Genomic DNA, 19618 nt, shown 5'->3' with positions numbered 1-19618 from the left:
TGTAAATGCGCTATTTCAAGATTTGAAAAGAGATGGTCGCTGAGTTAGACCAAGGCGTATCAATTTCAAGAAAGGGAATAAAAAAGAGGAAGTAATCGAGATAAAAAGGGAGTTTGGCCGCCTTCATTTGTGCCTTGACACTGACATAATAGCGGTCGGAAGATCTTATAACCTTGGCCAGAGAAAGTTTCACACGATTTACATGCAAAACCATCTTTTTCACGGAATCAAAATCATCAAAAATATTCTCGATAACCTTGTTGCCGTCAGTAAAAATTACTCGGTAATTTTTCTTGAGGGTGTCATATTTTACTGTATAGAGGATATTTCGTGAGAGAACCTCTTCATCAAAAATCCAATTTGTTTCTTTTCGCTTTACCAGGATATAGTAGTGAAACTCTTTCTGAATACCATTGTGGATTTCATTAACGATCTTTGGACGAAAACCCTGAGCGAGGTCTGCGGAAACGATGATCTCTTCTCGTACCAGTTCCACTTTAACGTTCTCTATCCGTCCGAATCCATCTGCGATGACCTCGGAAGTGGCCGACAGAAATGTAAGGATCACCAAAAGAAAAATATTGACCGATCTCGTGAGGACCTTTCCCTGCTCTAGATTACCGGCCACGGGGAGCTTCTCTCCGTAATTCTGTTTGAAAATCTTTGTAAGAAATCAAGAAGGTCTCATCAAACGCCGCCGGAAATGGCTGACCGGAGGACAATTTCTCCAAGAGTTGCTTGATTCTAAAAAAACCATGCCGCTGTATCAGATAAGCCGTCGCAATCTCGCTCACCTCATACGCCCTGTCGGCTGTCATTTTATCAAATGTCATAAAAGATCCATGTAGCTTTTCCAAGGGCAACATTGATTTAGGTGCACGCTCCCGGAGGACTGTCCGCCTTACCTTCCCCTGCCTTGCTTTCTCTTCAAAAAAAATAGCCAAACCTTCATTGAGCCAGGTGGGCACCTTTCCGCCTGAAAGTTGATGAACCAGAGCATGAGTATATTCATGATAGATCAGTTTTTTCAATAATTTTAAATCCTGAAGCCTTCCCCCGACCGGAAGGTGTATTTTGCCGTCAAAGAGGGCCTTCGTCCAAGCCGGGCTTTTTGTCACATCCCGAAACTGTTGATCGGTATACAGAACGGTAAAAATGGTCCTCTGTGGATAATAGGATATCGTCTGACCAATTTCCTGATAAGCGTCTTCAAGAGACTGTAGCACCGGCCTGATCCAGGTTCGATCCTCCTGACCTTCAAACAACAGGGTAAAGTGGTTTGTCCCTTCTCTCTGAAAACCTGAAAAAAGGCGTTGCTCTCGTTTCAGCTTTTCCAGAGAAACGGAGAGGGAATGATCTTCAGGCGTGATTTGAAGCACATTTTCCCAAGCATGAATGGCCTTCTCATATTCATTTCGATCATAATAGATCTGTCCCCCGATTCTGTATAAAACCGCCTCTATTGGATTGAGTTGAAGACCGGTTTCAAGGGTTTCAAGTGCCTCAAATCCCCGTTCAAGCCGATGCAGTGCCAGAGCTTTTCCAATATAGTGGGCGGTTTCGCCTGGGACAGCCTCTATGGCCTTATCAAATTTAAGGATTGCCTCCGAATATCGGTTACTCCGAATAGCCTTCCATCCAAGTTGAGCGTAGGCCTGTGCAATATTCTTATCCAGGATATCATCACCCGGTCGCTGCTTCAATGCTTTTTGAAAAAGGGTAAGGGCTTCCTGGTAATTTGATTGGTTAAATGCAGTCAAGGCTTTACGATTTATCAATGCCCACTCGGGGAGATCCTTTGAAGGAATATCGATGACGGTCGAAGGGCCATCGGTGGAAGGAGGAAAAAAGGTTCCCTCATCTGACAGTACAGGCGTTCCCCTTTCAGATGGGGATGTGAAGATCTCAGTGATATTTTTTCCCTTATTGAGATAAAAGAATAAGAGAATGGCCGTTCCAAGAATCAAGATATAAACGGGTCGGATATGGGATGTGTTTGACATTTTCTTCTTTGTGCCTAGAATTTATTCCAATTAGAAGGCATGTCCCAAGGTGAAGTGGAGAACCCAGGGTTCTTCAGAAAATTCACGGTTCAGTTTGTACCCCCAATCAAATCTCAAAGGGCCTATAGGAGTATTATACCGCAATCCTATTCCAGCGCTTGATTTCGCCTGGGAAAGAGAAATATCTTGATAATTTCTCCAGACATTTCCATGATCAAAAAATAAGACGAGACCAAACGATTTAGGGAGGAAGATCCGTAGTTCCTCGTTGAGGACAACCATTGCCTCTCCGCCGGTTGGCTCTCCGTTGATAATCGTGACATTTTGTACGCCCAGTTCATCCTCATCATAACCTCGCACAGTGCTTCTTCCCCCGACAAAGAAACGTTCCGAAAGAGGAATCAGGGTCGTTTCCCCTAAGCGTTTTGCAACACCGGCCCTGGCAGACAAGGCAAAGACCATGTGTGAGCCTAGAGAGAAGTACCATCGGCTTTGAATTGTTGTCTTCACCAGTTCGACATCTGAACCGAGAAATGTTTCCGCGTTCCTTATAGACACTCCATTCACTGAACCGCTACGAGGATTAAAGGGATCATCGCGTGAATCACGAATGAGTGAAAGGTTCATCGTCGCAATTGTAAACCTCTCGATATCTTCAGGACTCAGTGTGGTCGTTGGTGCCACATTACTTGTTCTCCGGAGTTCATATTCATAGAGAATAGACCCTCTAAGGTGGTCTGTAAATGATTTATCAAGGCCAAAGGCGCCGCTGAACGTTTCCAGGTCAAAAGAAACTTCCTCCAGGTCCTCATAGGTGGAAGTAAGCTTCGCGTTAATCTTTTTACCCAGGAACCAAGGTTCTCTGTAATTAATTTGATACCGTTCTTCAACTCGGCTACCCTCAGCCCGTGCACTCAGTGAGCGGCTCGTTCCCCAAAGATTACGATGTGAAACCTCGACGAAGCCGCGAAGTCGTTCTCTGTTTCCAAAACCAAATCCGAAGTCCAGGGCAATGCTTGGTCTTTCTTCAACAGTGAGTTGAACATCCTGTGTGGTCAGATTATCCTCGAATTGGATGGGGTCAAAATGCAGCACCGAAAAGAGTCCGATTTTAGAAAGCCTAAGCTGGCTCTCCAGGAGTTTCTCGGGGTTATATAGATCTCCTTCCCGAATAGTGATCTCCCGGAGTAGAACATAATCTTTGGCACGCAGATTCCCTTTCAGGTGAATCTGGCCTAACCGGACCTGAACGCCCTCAGTCACATGGTAGGTTATTCTCACGTTGGTTCGGTCGAGGGAGGAGTCGATAGCTGGTGTAATATCAGTATGTAAATATCCTTTTCTTGAATAAGCTGACAGCAGTTTCGCCCTGCCCTCCCCGACAACGGTTTCATTATAGGGCGTTTGGGAATGCTCGCCCAGAACGCCGAGAAGTTCAGCCTCGGAAAGGGCCCGACTGCCTACAATAGCAATGTTTTCAATTCGGGTGCGAATTCCTTCATCGATCCTAAAGACGACAGTCAGGTATCTCTGGAGAGCATCAAATTTTGGAATACCCTTTATCTCAATGTCCTGAAAACCATTTTCCTTGTAAAAGTTAGATAAAAGCGTAACATCTTCATCAAGGGCCTCTTCCGTATAAAGCTGTTTTTTAATCAGGCCTTCTTCCTGTAGTAAAATGAGCGCCTGAAGACGTTTTTGTCTGAATGCGTAATTACCGGAAAATCGAATCTCTCGAATCTTTGCCCTGAATCCGCTCTTTATTTTAAAGTGGACCTCTATCCTATTTTCCGAAGGAAAACGTCTAAAAACAGATTTCACTTCCGCGAATGGATATCCCTCTTGACGATAAAGTCCTTCGATCTGACGGGCACTTTCTTCCAGGACATCTTCGTCGTCGCTACGCTCTTCTTTGATCAGCAAGAGTGATTCAAGTTTTTTTCGAGAGAAGAGGTTTTCCCCTTCAAAAAAAAAGTTGATCTTGTTCGATGAGTTGAGAGAAAGAAGTATGTCAACTTCATTGGTCTCTTCAATATAAGTCACCACGGCCGGACCTACCGTTGCCTTCAGATAACCTTTCAATTCATAAAATGATTTCAGCCGATAGATATCTTCCTCAAAAACACGATGCCGATAAAACTCTCCCTTATGCGAGAAAATCCTGAGTGCCAGGATCCAGTTCGGAAAAAACTTTTCTCCCTGGAGAGTGAGCGTGCGGATCCGAACACGCTTTCCCTCATCAATTCTGAGGGCGGCCTTTATTTTCCTTCTATCCTCATTCTCTGATTGCATTTGCGATGAAAACTTGACGCGAAAAAATCCCTCTTTCTGATAAAATGAAGCGATTTGAGCGAGCAACTCACGCCAATAAGCCTCTGTAAACACGTCTCCGGGCTTAAATGACAGCGCATTGAGGATATCTTTTTCAGAAATAGTGTGATTCCCCGAGATACGGATTGAGGATAGAAATTGTCTTTCAATCAGAATGAAGTGAAGCGCGGCCCGATCCTTTCCGGAGGGTTCAGCCTCGACCAGGATATCTTTGTAGTGTCCTGTCTGATAAAGATGTTTAATCGCCTTCCGAATATTATCGTACTTGAAGCGGTCTCCAGGATTCATTCGGATAAGTTGAAGTAAATCCTCATCCGAAATATTACCCGCACGGTCAAAGGTGATCTGCGCAATAACACGTCCTTCCCATTCCGTCGCAAGGAGAACATCAGGACTCACTAAGAGAAATAGAATGAATATTAGCGAAACTCGAATCGAAATCGAATATCCCCTCCTATTTGCCCTCTGTCATCCCTATTTCCGACCAGAGAGATATTCTTATTCACCTCATACACCATTCGAATTAAATCTTCTTCTGAGGGATCAAGCGTTGTAGAATAAACCACAATTAAACGGTCTTCCAGAAGCCTTTTTTCAGCAGTAAAGCGAGTCCCATTGGAGGTTTTCGAACCATTGGACCCTCCAACCGTTGGGTTGACTTGAATCCGGTCGACCCCGGTGACTCTCTGGACGGGTTCCTCTAATAATTCTGAAACGACAAACGCGGTCGCCTCCCCCCCTGCGCCGCCTTCGACAATATCCGCTGTTGTTTTCCCAATCGTGAGCAGGGCAAGGATATCCGCCTGAGGAAGCGAAGGATATGATGCCAGACTTAAGGTGATTTGGGACAAGGTTCCTCTTAGCGACAGTTCGACCTTGTAAGTCTGATCCGTCGCGTAATTCCGGATGTCTGTTTTTGCATGGATATCAAACGTCGGGTCGATCTTTTCGGGGTTCAGGAAATCGACTGAACCGGAGATAAGCCTGAAATGGTTTCTTCTGAGAAATATTTTCCCTCTGGGAAGATCAATCCGCCCAATCAGTAGAGGTTGTTCATTAGAACCTCTTAGGAAGAGATCGAGCGACAAAGGGATCTTCGCAATGTTGTTGTTAATCCAGACTCCTTCCCTTGCATAGATATGAATGTTCAACGCCGTTCTTCCGGAAATCGGGGCATCGCGCCAGAGGGCTTTCCCCTTCTTTTTATTGATCTTTGTGATCAAGGATTTTAGATCTGTCCGCTCTTTATAGACAGCGCGTTTTAGCTTTAACTCCCCCTTGAGTGACTGGCCTTTCTCATTGCGTTGGAATAAGAGATCTCCATCAACCGTTGCAATCAGCTTGGGCAGAATTTGCACGCCTGCATTTTCGAGGGTCAGTAAAAAGCCGAACGACTTCAGGGATAATCCAGAGATACGGGCCTTCCCACTGCCATGAAACCGTCCTCCCCCGACTTTCCCTTCAAAAGTTTCAAGAAGTAGATGATCCTGATTAAAAACAAGCTCCAGAGAATCGATGAGAATCATCCTGGAAAAAGCTGCAGTCCGAATCTTACCATTTTTGAGGTGGAGGACTCCGTTGATGTGGGGTTTTTTCCAATGCTCGGAAACACTGAGACTAAGAACCGCTTTTCCACTGCCAGAGGAGATCTGTTTCGTAAAAAACTTGATCAGGTTCAAGTCCGCTTCCCCCTCCACCAGGAGGTCCCAGCTTCTCAGAAGGGCGATGTTCCCGTTGAAGGCCAAAGAAGTATTCTCCCCCTTGAAACGGCTGTCTTTTATCTGAAAGTTACCCTCTTCCGAATGAATCATGATGGTGCCGTCATTCTGAATGTTGTAACCGCTAAAATCTGCCAGCATCTTTGTGAATGATCCTTTCAGGTTCACACGCTCCAGGTGAGAGAACTCACCCTGTCCTTCCATTGTTCCTGTGAGTTGAATCCCGATATCCGAAATAAGACCGGTGAGATGAGCCCTGAAGAAAGGGGCAAGTTGAAGGGTATCAAAGTGGCTTTTAAAAGAGAACGGATAGGAGTCCGTTAGGGCGGCCTGCCCTTCCAGGTAAAAGTCTTTTCCAGGAAGCTTCCCTTCCATTTTGATCTTCTGGTTATGCCAGTCAATTGTCAGTTTCCCTCTCCCTCCCTCCAGGTCGCCATAACGCAAGTCTTTTATGTCGACATGTACATTCAATCCCGGTTCCTTGAAACTTCCTTTTCCCGAAATCTCCAGGTCCACCTCTCCGCCAAGGAAGGGCAGGCGCGATTGGAAAAATCCGGATTTATGAACCTGTAGGTGCTTCCCCCGTAACGCAATCCTATAAACTCCGCGGAACCCCACCTCCCCCTCACCGACAAGACGGGCAAGTTTCTTTTTAAGGACAACATTTCGAAAACGAACCTCTTTTTCGGTCACGGTCAATTTGAGCTTTCCCCGTTCAAAAGATTCACCATAAAGTACTCCTTTTGAGAATATAAGAGATCCATGTACATTCAAATCTTTGGGAGACCCCTGAATGAGCAAATGGCCTGTCGCTGTTGTCTGGAGGGGAATCGGTCTTTTAAACAAGTTCAGAATTTCCATAGGATTGGCTGATTTCAAGTCAACACGGAGATCAAATGCGGGGATCGGATAATCCTCAAAGCCCACCTCCCCTTCAAATTGGTATTGGGCGAGATCCCTTTTTCCCTTTCTTTTCTTCCCCTGAGAAAAAGAGGAAGAACTCCTTAAGGTGCCCTGTTTTAAACTGACCTTCTTGTTTGCATAAGATACCTGTGATGAAAGCGTTCCAAAGGATTGATCCCTTAGCGACCACTTTTCAACAAGAAGTTCTCCTTCAAACGTAGGTTGCGCAATGCGACCGCCCAGAATCCCCTTGAGCTCAATTCGTCCGGTGAGCGGAATTCGAAGCAAAGCGGCAAGCCCCTTGACTTCTTCGCTGTGGGCCTTTGTATTGAGGACAAGTCCGACCTCTTGATTCCATTCTCCTTGAAAGTCTACCCTCATATCCGGGAAGGCAATCGTCCCTTTGTCCATGAGCAACCGACCCTCAGACCAAAGCCATCGCGACGCTCCGTTGCTAAAAAGGGACATGAGCCTGGGAAAGCGCTTTGCTTTTGCAGGCAGTGCGGGAGAAAAAAGAGGGTGCCGTACCGCATTAATGTGGCCTTTCGCTATAAGGCCTTTACTGTCAAAATTTCCCCCCGACAGGACAACATTACCATCAAGAAAGACCCCTTCCAATAGTCGATCCCCCTCCACATCATCGCCCCGGATGTTCTGTATCACCTTGTGAAGAGAAAGCCCCTGATACTCCAACTTAAGTTGATAGCCTGGCGCTTCGTCCGGTTCTTTATCTGGATTCGCCACGAGAGGGAGGTGTACCTGCCCGCTCCCGGAAACTGACCCGGAAAAAACCTCCCCCGAAACCGCGTCGAAAGTAAGCAAGCCCTTGTCATAGGTCACATTCGCCTCAAGTGTTCCGATTTCCTGGCCGTCAAGGAAGAGCGGTGAAAGAATCATTCTCCCTTTTAAATTCGGGTTTGCAAGGGAACCGGATAATTGTCCAAGGAGAACCGATTTTCCAGACAATTTTTTCCCTCGTAGAAGTAGATCTCTGGAAGCGCCTGCGTGTTCAAGGTCAAAATGTGCGACCGGTATCTGGGCATCAAATCTAAAATCAAGTGGATTTTCATGGCCGAAGGTAAAAATACCCTCGCCCAGAAGGGTCAACTGCCTGGAGGTAAGCGATGCCTTCTCCAGATCAATCCCGTCAGGATGGACAAGCATTTTCACTTCAAATCGTTCCAGGCGTCCATCTCCCCTGTCTGTAGAGAAGACGACTTCCTCCCCTGAAAGTTTGATCTCGAAGCGATCCATCTTTAAATTGGGGTCGATTTTTAGGTCAAATTTATCGAGCGAAACCGCCTTGACATTATTCTCTCCCTGGTAGGAGAAGCGTCCATTTCTGATCAGAATAGAACGTATGACCACTTTTTCCGGAGTGTCCTCTGTTTCGGAGACCTGAGGAAGGGGGGCGGATCTTATTTCATCCAGGGTCTGTTCGGTCAGGACCAGGACAGGAGAGTCGATCACAACTTCTCCGATCATAAAAGCCTCCATGAAAAGAGACCAAGGGCTGAAGGCGATCCGGATTTTTTCGGAAATGAACTCAGAAGGGGATCCGGATTTTTGGATCTCAATAGAAACCCCTGTCAAGGAAACAGAGGCGGAAAGGAGGTTTATTTGGGCAGAACGAATCTGGACTTTCCTGTTCAGCAGGCTTGTAATACGTGTTTCAGCAAATTGTTTGGCCTTCGACGAGACATAACCACTCTGGAAGAAGAAGTGAGAACCGACGGCCAGAAGGATTAGTGTAAATAAAGGGACTAGAACCCACTTCTTTGACAAATAGGGCTCCTCTACTATAAGGGAACCGGGAGAGACGGAATAAGGTATTAGGCCTTCACTCCATGCGGTTTGTTATCAAAGGAAGGGGGTCAGATCAGGAATGGGCTTTCTTTTCCATTTCAACAAATTTCATCCTCAAGGTAAAGAGCAGCTGAGAGATCAACCCAGCCTCATCCTTTGAAAGGTTTCCCTGGGTTTTTTCTTCAAGAAGGGTGAGAAGATCAATGACCTGCCTTGCCATCGGCAACTGAACTGACTTCTCTCCAGTTGCCGGATTCGCCTCTTCCTCAAGATTTATCAGCGCTGATGTGGCCAAGGATAGAATAAAGGAAGAAAAATTGACAGGATAGGTCCCGGCTGCTTGGTGAGAATCCTTTTTCTCAAAGGAGGAATCCGGTTTCTCTTTTGCTTCTAACGAAGATTTATCTTCGGACGTCCTTTCTCCCGGTTCGTTCATGAGAAAGGAACGACGATCCCTGATCTTGAATTTCTGCACTTCTTCCATCCTGCCTCACCGCAATGTCCAATTTATCACAAACCCATTGATTTTTCAAGGCTTAAAGGGAAATTGAAGGGGAAATCAAAATTAACAGCTAACTTCAGGAGCCTCAGTATTAGAATCTGAAATCAGACCATATCTGGTTATGAACACGCATAGTGAGCGCAATCCCCGCCATTCCAGGGGTAAGCGAGCAAATAAAAATATTAAGGTTTTTATCCTTTCGAGTTGGAGAATCCTCGCCCCTCTAGGGCGGGGTTCTTCAAAACAAGTAAATCTCGCCGAACTTCTCATTCAGGGCTTCAATAAAATAGCGTGGATTCAAGGGTTCACCCGTTATCCGTCGAATAAGGTCCCCACTACGGTATTGCCTTCCCCAACGATGAATCTTTTTGTTTAACCACTCTTTAAGCGGAAGTAGATCCCCCTTTTCAATCTGAGGGCTTAATTCAGGGATTTCCATTTTTGCTTGCCTGAAAATCTGTGCAGCATAAAGATTACCCAGTGTATAGGTCGGGAAATAACCGATCGCTCCGCCGGACCAGTGAACATCCTGTAGTACCCCCTCGGAATCTGATTCGGGAACAATGCTGAGATATTCCCTCATTTTTTCCTTCCATAGCCCAGGAAGTTCGGCCACGTCAAGGTCCCCCTCAATCAATGCCCTTTCAATCTCAAAACGGACCATGATGTGCAGATTATAGGTCAACTCATCCGCTTCGACCCTAATCAGTGAAGGGCGAACAATATTAATTGCAGTATAGTATGACTCCAAGTCGATCGTCTTTAATTGATCTGGAAAATGCGCCTGAAGGATAGGATAGAAGTGCCGCCAGAACGGCCTCGACCGGCCGATACAATTTTCCCATAGGCGGGACTGGCTTTCGTGAATACCCAGTGAAACCGCTTCTCCAAGCGGTGAACCAAAATATTCGGGAGAAAGGCCCTGCTCATACAAGGCATGTCCCCCTTCATGAATCGAGCTAAAGAGAGAAGAGCACATATCCTTTACTTCCACCCGTGTTGTAATCCGGACGTCGGTTGGATGAAAGGAGATCGTAAAAGGGTGGGCGGATAGGTCCTGCCTCCCGTTTTGGAAATTATATCCCATCACCTCCAGAATCTCTCTGCCGAAGACCAACTGCTGAGCGATTGGGTAATGAAAATGGAGAAAATCCTCTTTCAATTTTACCCGAGATACCATAATCTTTTCGAGAATTGGAACAAGATCGGCCTTCAACGCTGCAAAAAGGGGGGCGATCTGTTTGACGGTCATCCCAGGCTCATAGGAATCCAAAAGAGGATCATAGGGAGAATCGTCATAGCCCAGATAGGCCGCCTCCTCTTTCTTCAATGTGATCATTTTTTTGAGATACGGGGCAAAGAGGGGGAAATCATTTTTCTTCCGGGCCTCGACCCATACCTGGTGTGAAAGGGAAGCCGCTTTTCCGATCCTTCGAACGAAGTCGGAGGGTAGCTTTGTGCTCTTACTGTAATCGTTCCAGACTTCTCTTAATAGCCCGCGCGCGGGTTCATCCCAGGCGGCGTCACCTTCCTGTAGCTTTCCCGTTTCTAGTTCAAGCCATTTTGAGAGAAGCCTCTTCATCTCCTCACCAATGCGTTTTTCATGGACTAATGCGCCAAGAACGGAAAGCTGTTCGGCCCGCGCTTCTCCACCTCCTAGAGGCATGTGGGTTTCCTGATCCCAGGAAAGCAGCGCGACGGCGCTTGCAATTTGCTGAATCTCTTGAAGGGCTGTAATGAGTGGTTTAAGATCGTCAATAGTTTTCATAAGGGTCTAAATATTCTATATTCTTTTCTACAAAATTCCAAGTTTATATGTAGCTATCAGATCTTTTGATCCATCAACTCGATACCGTAATATAGGCACCTCTGAATAAGTCATAAATTATTTTTCAGGGCAATAATGTCCCACTTCTGCGTTGTAAATCTTGAAAATAGCAGGCTATTCTCTGCGATTTATGCCTTGAATCGAAACATTCTATCTCCCTAAAAATTCAGCCCAGACTTAATCATAGGTTCCAATATTTACAAACAAAGTAAAACCCATGTATATTCGTGCCACTATGTTTAAATCCCTGGACCGCTATATTCTGAAAGAGTTGACCATCCCATTTCTGATTGGGATCTTCATCCTCACATTCCTCATACTCATCCAACAGCTTCTCAGGTTAATGGAACTGGTCATCGGAAAAGGGGTGGACCTGGTCAGCGTGGCACAGATTTTCTTGTACCTTCTCCCTTCTTTCTTTTTACTGTCGATTCCGATGGCTGTGATGCTGGCATCGGTCGTTACCTTTGAGCGACTTTCTTCAGATAATGAAATCATCGCCCTGAAATCAGTTGGCATCGGTTTTTACCGCCTGATTCGGCCCGTCCTCCTCTTCTCTCTCCTCGCCTCCCTGCTCACCCTCTCCATGGGAATGCTTGCGCAGCCCCTTGGGAAAGGATCCTTTAAATCGCTTGCCATAAAAATCCTAAAGAAGCGGATCAATGTGGGTCTGGAGGAGGGCCGTTTTAATGAGACTTTTTCGAAGCTGATGATCTATGTCGAGTCGATGCCGACATTTTCGGAAATGGAGGGGGTATTTATCATCGACCGGAGAAATGCGGAAATGCCGGTTATGATCGTCGCAAAACGGGGGACCTTGACTACTGACCCGGACAACGAGGTCTTTGGATTTCATTTACAGGAAGGAAGCCTCCACCGTCGGGGGAAGGATAAGCTCGATTATCAACGGATGACCTTTGAACGCTATGACTTGAGGGTTGATCTTTCTTCTTTCGCCGGAAGGCAGGAAGCTCTTACAAAAAGACCTTCCTTTAGCGAGATGAAGAAAGAAATTGAAGCCTCTGGCGGGAAAGATCTTCAGTCGCTCCAACGGCTCTCAACTTTTTATAAGCACTTTGCCCTTTCCCTTGCGGCCCTCGTCTTCGGGATCATCGGCGTTCCGCTCGGAATTATTTCAGGCCGACTCACTCGTGTTGGCGGGTTTACCGTCGGGATCGCGATCATCGGACTTTATTATCTCCTGACAACTTTTGGCGACTATCTTATCTCAATCCATCTCGCTCCGCCAATTATCGGGGCCTCATTTCCCCACTTCTTCTTGATCCCCTTCTGTCTCTATCTCTTAGCAATGACGGCGAATGAATCTTTCCCGAAATTTCTTCAGTTTTCCAATAAGAGACCATAAAGATGTCCTTGACGACGCGATATGTCCTGAGGGAATACTTCAAGATCTTCTTTCTTACGCTGGGAGCACTTGTACTCATCTACCTCTCCATCGAGTTTGTTGAGAAGATCAGGAAGTTTCATGCATATCATCCACCCGCTATCCTGGTATTTCAGTACTTTTTAAATCGTCTCCCCAGATTTATCTTTGATTTGACTCCTCTGGCCCTTCTTATTTCTACCCTGATCACCTTTGGAGGACTTTCCAAGAATAACGAAATTACCGCCTTCAAAAGCTCCGGGATCAGTATCTTTGCATTGGCCACACCGCTTCTTGTCTTTGCATTTGGCATCAGTGTCCTTTTTTATTTTCTGAATGGATCTCTCATTCCTTCCTCCTACGAACGGTCAAAGATTATTCGTTTCGAAAAAATTCAAGGTAAAAAACGATTCGGGGATTTTGCCCAGAACAGGATATGGCTCCGTCTGGATAATCGGACGATCTTTAACATCCAGGTGATCAACCCGGATAAGAAGACTATGCGGGGCGTTCATATCTATTATCTCGGAGATGATTATAAGCTTCCGAAAGAGATTGAAGCCGAAGGACTCTCCTATGAGGATGGAGAATGGTTTTTGTCAAATGGGATTCATCGGGAATTTCAGCCGGATGGATCAATTCAGGTTCGCACCTTCGATCGAGAGACTATCCCTCTTAATAAGAAGCCTGAAGATTTTCAACAGGTTGCTGTCAAATCAAATGAAATGACGGCACAGAAACTACAATCGTATATCAATCAACTCACCACAGATGGTTTTGATGCCACAAGGTATCAGGTCGATTTACGCGCGAAAGAGGCCTTTCCTTTCGTCAACTTCATGATGATTCTACTGGGAATCCCCTTTGCGCTTAAAGACAACCGAAGTGCCGGCCTGGCGAGAGGGATCTCAATCAGCCTCTGCATCGCTTTCTTCTACTGGCTTGTTTTTTCAATTACAGTGTCACTGGGACATATTGGGGCCCTCCCTCCCTGGCTGGCAGCCTGGAGCGCAAACATCCTTCTCTTGATCATTGGGAGTTACCTCTTTTTGAATATCCGGCAGTAGACGCGTTGACAAGTAGGTCAAAGCACCATACAATCAAACCTGTTTATCGATAACGTGGTTCGACAGCGAACGGTCACGGTATCTTCCCCTCTCTAGTTAAGGATGGTTTGTTCCTCTCAGGATAGCCTAGAAGGGATTCGTTTCCAACAATACAATCAAAAGGTCTTGGATATGAAACTGCGACGCAAAACTTTACTGTTATTCCTCATACTCTTACTCCTCAGCTTCCTGACGCTCCCTTCTCCCGTATTGGCGGACGAGGAACATTCTCACCCGGAAAAAAAAGAGGAGCATCACCACTCTTCCTCGAAAAAGAAAGAAGAATCGGTGATGGCTCCAGGGGCAAAAGAAGTCAGGATCAATCTCTCAGGACCATTTTGCCACCGCCACCCTGAAGAAATTCATGAAGCATTGATGAAACAGATGGGAGTGAAAGCGGTGGAAGGCTTTAGCGGCAGGAAATACACTATGGTTCAATACATGAGTGATCATATTACACCAGAGGAAATTGCTGCAACCGTCAGAACCTTAGAGGGAAACGGATGGAATTGCAAGAGGTCTCAGGCCAAGTAGTTAAAAAGTAGAAAGAGGTCCAGGATAAACACGCTCCGCGAACGAATAAAAATAAAATCATTGCCCCTCTCCGTCGAAGAATTCTAGACGCTCGAGGAAGAGTTCTTCAATTCTCCGAAGATCCAAGGACTGATTTGGGATTTTCTGGATTCTTGACACCTGTTCTTGAAAACGGTATTTTTTAATACCTCATTATCGGAGTAAATTCAGTGGTTAAAGTACGGTTTTTTGCAGTCCTGAAACACCTTGTCGGGAAAGACGAACTCTCTCTTGAAATTGAAAAAGAGACAACTCTCGCACAACTCATCGAAAAGCTCCAGGAGGAACTCCCTGCCTTAAAAGACCTGCTCAGCGAGAGAAGAATCCTGATCTCTGTCAACCAGGAAAAGGCTGAAAAACACTGCCTTATCAGAAATGGTGATGAAGTCGCCTTCCTCCCTCCTTTTGCCGGAGGGGCAGCCCAAAGCAGAGCCTGATTCAGTAGTTTTCCTGAGAACCAGGATCATAGGGCTCATACGAAAGGAACGAATGGATACCACAACAAAGAAGAATACAGAGCGAGTTCGAATTCAACTGGAGGACTTTAGCGTTGAAGACGAAGTTAACAAGATAAAGGGGTGTTCGAAGCGCATCGGAGGCATCGTGGCCTTCCTCGGGGCTGCCCGGGACTTTTCCAAGGGCCATGATGTCGATAAGATCGATTTTGAGCATTATCCCGGGATGGCCGAGACCCGACTTTCGGAGATTCGTGAACAAGCTCTGAAAGACTTCGACATTATCGAGGTGACCATTATTCATCGTGTGGGAAGCTTGTCAATCGGCGATAATATCGTATTAATTATCGTAGGCGCGGAACATCGGGCAGATGCCTTTAAAGGCTGTTCCTGGTCTATTGATGAGTTGAAAAGAATTACCCCTATCTGGAAAAAAGAGACCACACCGCAAGGAGATGTCTGGGTGGAAGAACACCCATAACTAATACCTGGGAATACTTGGATCCGCCAATCGGGAGTAAGCATCAATCCCCCCGCTCAGGTTCTTCACATCTTTAATGCCGGATTGCTTCAGGATTTCCATGGCTGATTGACTTCTGATGCCATGATGACACAAAGTGATAATCTCTTTCCCTGGATCGAGTTCTCCCATTCTCGCCTCTAGCTGTCCCAGCGGAATTAGGATGGATTCCGGAATATGTGCCATCTGGAATTCCCAGGGTTCGCGGACATCCAGGATGACAAACGTTGCACCTTCTTCCCTTTGCCGTTTAACCTCAAGCGGTAAAATCTGGTCCTTGGCCATTCTTCCCTCCATTTTCTTTCCACAGTATTGTGTTTGATGATAATCGACTCTATTTACTGTCGTCAATCTCTTTTTTTCCTAAGAATTGGGCTGAGAAGAAAAGATACAGATTCTGCCATTCTAAACATGGGAAGGCCAGGATTTCTTGACTTTACTCTGTGCAAAGGAATAAAATTTGTTATAGAGAGGCCGTTAGAAATGCACACAATTATGATCCATATTGTCTGTTTTAGCTCCTTAAATAGAATTGACCTGGTCTGTAAAAAGTGGACATTTTTCTTAGGCCGCTTTTTTAAAATACCATCTTTTTTCAAACTCCATTGGACTCAAATAACCCAAGTAGGAGTGACGACGTTTGCTGTTATAGAACATTTCGATGTAATCGACAACATCTCTTCGTGCTTCTTCTCGGGTGCTGTATTTTGTAATATATACTCGCTCTGTTTTCAGACTTCCGAAGAAACTTTCTGCCACGGCGTTATCCCAACAATTTCCTTTGCGACTCATACTACTGAGCATTTTGTGGGTTTTCAGCAGGTCTAGAAAATCATGACTACAATACTGGCTGCCACGATCTGAATGAAAGATCAGGCCCGACTCCGGACGGCAACGCCAGATGCCCATCCGTAATGCGTCCATGACAACTTGTTTGTTGATCCGATGACTCATGGACCACCCCACAATTTTCCTCTGAAACAAATCCAATACAACTGCGAGATACAACCAGCCTTCTGATGTCCAGAGATAGGTAATATCAGAAACCCAGACGCGATTAGGCTCGGAGACTTCAAATTTTCTCTCCAGCAGGTTCGGGGATAAGGGAAGCTTGTGATTACTATCTGTCGTTACCTTGAACTTCTTTTTTCGACGGACGGACACGCAGGCTAACTTCATTAGCCTACGGGCTTTATCTCGCCCACAAGAGTAACCTTGTTCATTTATTCTTCCACGATACGACGGGTACCATAACTTCTTCTTGATGCTCTGGCCGCTGCTTTTACGATGGGTATAAGCTGCTCATCTTCCATCGCTCGGGCTGATGGCTTTCTTGACCACCATGAATAATATCCACTGCGACTTACTCGCATGACCCCACAGATCAGGACGATTGGATACACCTGCTTCTCGATATCAATAAATTGATATCTCATCCCGATTCTCTCGCGAAGAAGGTGGCCGCTTTTTTTAATATTTCTCGCTCCATTTCCAGTCGCTTATTTTTCTTCCGAAGACGTTTTACTTCCGCTTGAAGAGAAATAATGCTGGCAGGATCCGATGATCCCTCTGTCCTTTTTTCAAACTCCCGTTTCCATCGACCCAGAATGCTTGAACTCACCCCCAGGTTCCTGGCCGCTTCCGCAACAGCATAGCCTTGCTCTTTTACCAGTTTTACCGCTTCTTCTTTGAATCCTTTTGTGTGTTGCCTTCTTTTATTTTGACTCATTGAACACCTCCTGCCTGAATGAATTTAATTCATCCTAAGATTTGTGTCCACTAAACCCAGACCACATCAAACTCCTCCTTAATTATTTTGATAAGGGATGTTTTCACAAATTCACGTGCCAAGAGGCTACGAACCACGCAGAATAAAATGAGTATAATCGCATACGATGAAAGTTTAAAAATCTCTTCTTGAGTAAAGACCATATCCATAACGGAATTATGATTACTGATAACTTGGTATTATTCAGCGTTAAAGGGGGGAATTCCCACCTAACGGTGTTTCGTAGGAAGTTGCAATGCGGTCCATGCTGAATAACCACCCATCAAATCAATGATGTTGGTACGGCCTTCTTTTTCTAAAAAGCTTGCAGCGATCATGGATCGATAACCTCCTTGGCAGTGGACGATCACATGGCCCGATACAGGGACCTCTTCAATGCACTTTGTCAGTTGATTGAGGGGAATATTGGCAGATCCCTCGATGTGACCCTCTACCCATTCATTTGCAGTACGAATATCAATTATTGTGACTTCGCCCCCGAGATCACCCACATCGGCAGCCATGATTCTCTGCGTCTTTAAAATTAAATTGGATCGGTCCCTAAGGGCCTGCATGCCATCTTTCAGATAACCCTCTACATTGTGAAAACCGATTCGACCCAGACGTATGATGGCTTCCTCAACATGCTCCGGTTCCGAGATGATGATGATCGGACGGTCTTTGTTTAACAGGGTACCTGCCCAGGTGGCATATCTGCCATCAATGCCAATATTCAAAGATCCACGAAGGTGAGCACCTGCAAAATCATTGGCCGTGCGAACATCCAGAATCTGCGCACCAGAATCTTGGAGGGATAGTACCGACTCAAGATCCAGAGCCTTCATTGACTTCTGCATCGTCTTATCGAGACTGGGACGTTCTTTTCGGTTCAAAATCGCGTCGTGGACAAAGTAGGGAGGGGCTTCTGATTGCTCTGCGACCATCATTTTGATGAAGTCGGCTTTCGCCATCGGTTGTAGCGCATAATTGAAACGGCGCTGTTCTTCAAGGGTCGAAACGACCTCGTCGCTCAAGGCCTTGCCACACATCGAACCGGCTCCGTGGGCCGGGTAAACAAGGGTCTTTCCGGGCAGTTTTAGAAGTTTCTTGTGTAGTGAATCGTAAAGCATCTCAGCCAATTCATTGGCTGAGATGCCAATGGAAGCCAAGAGGTCGGGACGCCCAACATCACCGAGAAACAAGGTATCTCCTGTAGAAATGGCATATGGATTCTGCTCATCCGAGTTTGGATCAAAGGCGAGGAGCGTGATGCCTTCCGGTGTATGACCCGGCGTTTCCATCGCTTCCAGTCGTACGTCTCCCAACGCTATAATACTTCCATCGCCAAGGGCCTTAAATTCAAACTCTGCTTCAGCACGCCTTCCGAGATAGATTTGTGCACCCAGCTTGTCACGCAGCTCAATATGCCCGGCAATAAAATCGGCGTGGAAATGAGTCAAAATCACATGTTTGATTTTAAACCCGTGTTCCGCTGCATCATTCAAATAGATCTCAACGTCACGTCGTGGATCGATAACAGCGGCCACTTTCGTTTTTTCGTCGGCCACCATGTAGGATGCATGTGATAAACATTCAAGATAGTAGCGTTGAAGAAACATTCTTCACCCCCCGATTGATATTTGTTGTAGAAAAGGAAAAAACTTACGACAAGCTATCCGGGATTTTCTTCCATCTTTTTTTTCCATTGATCCCGGAGGGTCTGATGCAGTCGATCATGGAATTTGATGGGCATTTCATACACCGCGTCGTCCTTATATAGTTTGATGGTCTTGCGAATGGTATCGACGACGATCTTGCAAGGATTGCAGTCTTGCAGGTGGCCTTCAAAGTCCGTGCAAACATCGGGGTCGATGTCTTTGTCTACATAATCATTCAACTGTCGCAAGAGGTCTTCACATTTCATGACATTATCCCGTTTATTCTTTCAGATAACTCTGTAAAAGTACTTTGGCTGGTGTTGCGCCCTTTTCGTCCCCTTGATGATTGTGCGGCTTAAAGACCCGTTTATCCGCATCACCGAATCGGTGCGTCAACTTCTCACGGAGTGCCAGTCTGGCACGCAAGAGGCGTACTTTCACGTTTGCCGCACTGATCCCTAAGGCATCTCGTGTTTCCTCAATCGTCATTTCCATGACGTCCCGGAGGACGAAAACAAGGCGTTGTTTCTCTGGGAGATGGGATATGGCTTCATCCAGAATCCGCTGAAGTTCTCTTCCTTCTACGATCTTCAATGGATCACCCCGCCAGTCAGCGATGTACTCGGGATGGGGAATAAGTCCTTCTTCATTTTCTTCAGTGGCCTCATTGAGGGAAATACTCTTAAGACCGTTCCGCTTGCGTAAAACTTTTAAAGCGTTATTGGTCGCGATCCGTGTTATCCAGGTTGCAAATGAGGCCTCCCTCCGAAATTGGGAAAGGTGTTCCATCGCATTAATAAAAGCGGTCTGTGTCACATCCTCAGCATCTTCCCGATTTTGAAGTATCTTCATTGCATGAAGATAGAGTCGCTTCTCATGACGGTTGACCAATGCGTCAAATGCCTCAAAGTCCCCTTGTTGGGCTAAAGAAACAAGTTCAGCATCTTCTTTATTCTGTGTCGTCAAATCAACTTGTTTCATCACGTCCGCAGGCATTTTTTCAGGGAGAAAACACCACCCAATTATCCACTTTACGGGACAATTGATCAAGTATCGATGATTT

15 protein-coding genes and 1 pseudogene are annotated in these 19618 nt (G+C 45.9%); 5 read left to right on the top strand and 11 right to left on the bottom strand.

The genetic code is table 11. The features are described 5' to 3' along the window. Positions 1-10: 10 nt before the first annotated feature. The 6 genes from EYQ01_01315 to EYQ01_01290 form a co-directional block, all read right to left on the bottom strand. Positions 11-661, bottom strand: a complete 651-nt coding sequence (locus EYQ01_01315) for a DUF4390 domain-containing protein (protein ID HIE64454.1) — start codon at positions 659-661, stop codon at positions 11-13. Next, on the bottom strand, positions 618-2003 hold the full coding sequence (locus EYQ01_01310; GenBank protein ID HIE64453.1) for a tetratricopeptide repeat protein: 1386 nt from the start codon (positions 2001-2003) through the stop codon (positions 618-620). The genes EYQ01_01315 and EYQ01_01310 overlap by 44 nt, the downstream gene beginning before the upstream one ends. A gap of 30 nt (positions 2004-2033) precedes the next feature. Then, the gene (bamA, locus tag EYQ01_01305) at positions 2034-4733 is read right to left on the bottom strand and encodes an outer membrane protein assembly factor BamA (GenBank protein ID HIE64452.1); all 2700 of its coding nucleotides are present in this window, start codon (positions 4731-4733) and stop codon (positions 2034-2036) included. A gap of 20 nt (positions 4734-4753) precedes the next feature. Further along, complete coding sequence (locus EYQ01_01300) at positions 4754-8740, bottom strand: hypothetical protein (GenBank protein ID HIE64451.1); 3987 nt, start codon at positions 8738-8740, stop codon at positions 4754-4756. A gap of 94 nt (positions 8741-8834) precedes the next feature. After that, positions 8835-9197: a DUF1844 domain-containing protein gene (locus tag EYQ01_01295; protein ID HIE64450.1), complete on the bottom strand. Its 363-nt coding sequence runs from the start codon at positions 9195-9197 to the stop codon at positions 8835-8837. Positions 9198-9501: 304 nt separating this feature from the next. After that, entirely contained in the window at positions 9502-11031 is a 1530-nt protein-coding gene (locus EYQ01_01290; protein ID HIE64449.1) for a carboxypeptidase M32, read from the bottom strand. 277 nt (positions 11032-11308) lie between these two features. Here EYQ01_01290 and EYQ01_01285 point away from each other — a divergent pair, with 277 nt between their 5' ends. The 5 genes from EYQ01_01285 (at position 11309) to EYQ01_01265 (ending at position 15090) form a co-directional block, all read left to right on the top strand. Next, positions 11309-12457 carry a YjgP/YjgQ family permease gene (locus EYQ01_01285; protein HIE64448.1) on the top strand — a complete coding sequence of 383 codons (1149 nt, stop codon included), beginning with the start codon at positions 11309-11311 and terminating at the stop codon, positions 12455-12457. A gap of 2 nt (positions 12458-12459) precedes the next feature. Then, positions 12460-13542 (top strand): LPS export ABC transporter permease LptG, encoded by a 1083-nt coding sequence (gene lptG / locus EYQ01_01280; GenBank protein HIE64447.1) that lies wholly within the window; start codon positions 12460-12462, stop codon positions 13540-13542. 171 nt (positions 13543-13713) lie between these two features. Further along, positions 13714-14115: a hypothetical protein gene (locus EYQ01_01275; GenBank protein ID HIE64446.1), complete on the top strand. Its 402-nt coding sequence runs from the start codon at positions 13714-13716 to the stop codon at positions 14113-14115. Between the two features lie 191 nt (positions 14116-14306). Then, entirely contained in the window at positions 14307-14591 is a 285-nt protein-coding gene (locus EYQ01_01270; protein ID HIE64445.1) for a MoaD/ThiS family protein, read from the top strand. Between the two features lie 52 nt (positions 14592-14643). Beyond that, a complete protein-coding gene (locus EYQ01_01265; protein ID HIE64444.1) occupies positions 14644-15090 on the top strand; it encodes a molybdenum cofactor biosynthesis protein MoaE in 447 nt (148 codons plus the stop codon). Here EYQ01_01265 and EYQ01_01260 read toward each other — a convergent pair whose 3' ends face one another. The 5 genes and pseudogenes from EYQ01_01260 to EYQ01_01240 all read right to left on the bottom strand — a co-directional run bounded on the left by EYQ01_01260 (position 15091) and on the right by EYQ01_01240 (position 19536). Continuing rightward, positions 15091-15414 (bottom strand): rhodanese-like domain-containing protein, encoded by a 324-nt coding sequence (locus tag EYQ01_01260; GenBank protein HIE64443.1) that lies wholly within the window; start codon positions 15412-15414, stop codon positions 15091-15093. A 279-nt stretch (positions 15415-15693) separates the two neighbouring features. Then, positions 15694-16858, bottom strand: a pseudogene (locus EYQ01_01255) (IS3 family transposase). 269 nt (positions 16859-17127) lie between these two features. Beyond that, a complete protein-coding gene (locus EYQ01_01250; GenBank protein ID HIE64442.1) occupies positions 17128-18516 on the bottom strand; it encodes an MBL fold metallo-hydrolase in 1389 nt (462 codons plus the stop codon). Between the two features lie 53 nt (positions 18517-18569). Beyond that, a complete protein-coding gene (locus EYQ01_01245) occupies positions 18570-18821 on the bottom strand; it encodes a zf-HC2 domain-containing protein (GenBank protein HIE64441.1) in 252 nt (83 codons plus the stop codon). Positions 18822-18834: 13 nt separating this feature from the next. Beyond that, on the bottom strand, positions 18835-19536 hold the full coding sequence (locus EYQ01_01240) for a sigma-70 family RNA polymerase sigma factor (protein HIE64440.1): 702 nt from the start codon (positions 19534-19536) through the stop codon (positions 18835-18837). Positions 19537-19618: the final 82 nt, after the last annotated feature.

Source organism: Candidatus Manganitrophaceae bacterium, assembly GCA_012960925.1.
Lineage (GTDB): Bacteria > Nitrospirota > Nitrospiria > SBBL01 > JAADHI01 > DUAG01.
This window is presented reverse-complemented; position numbering and strand designations above follow the sequence as displayed.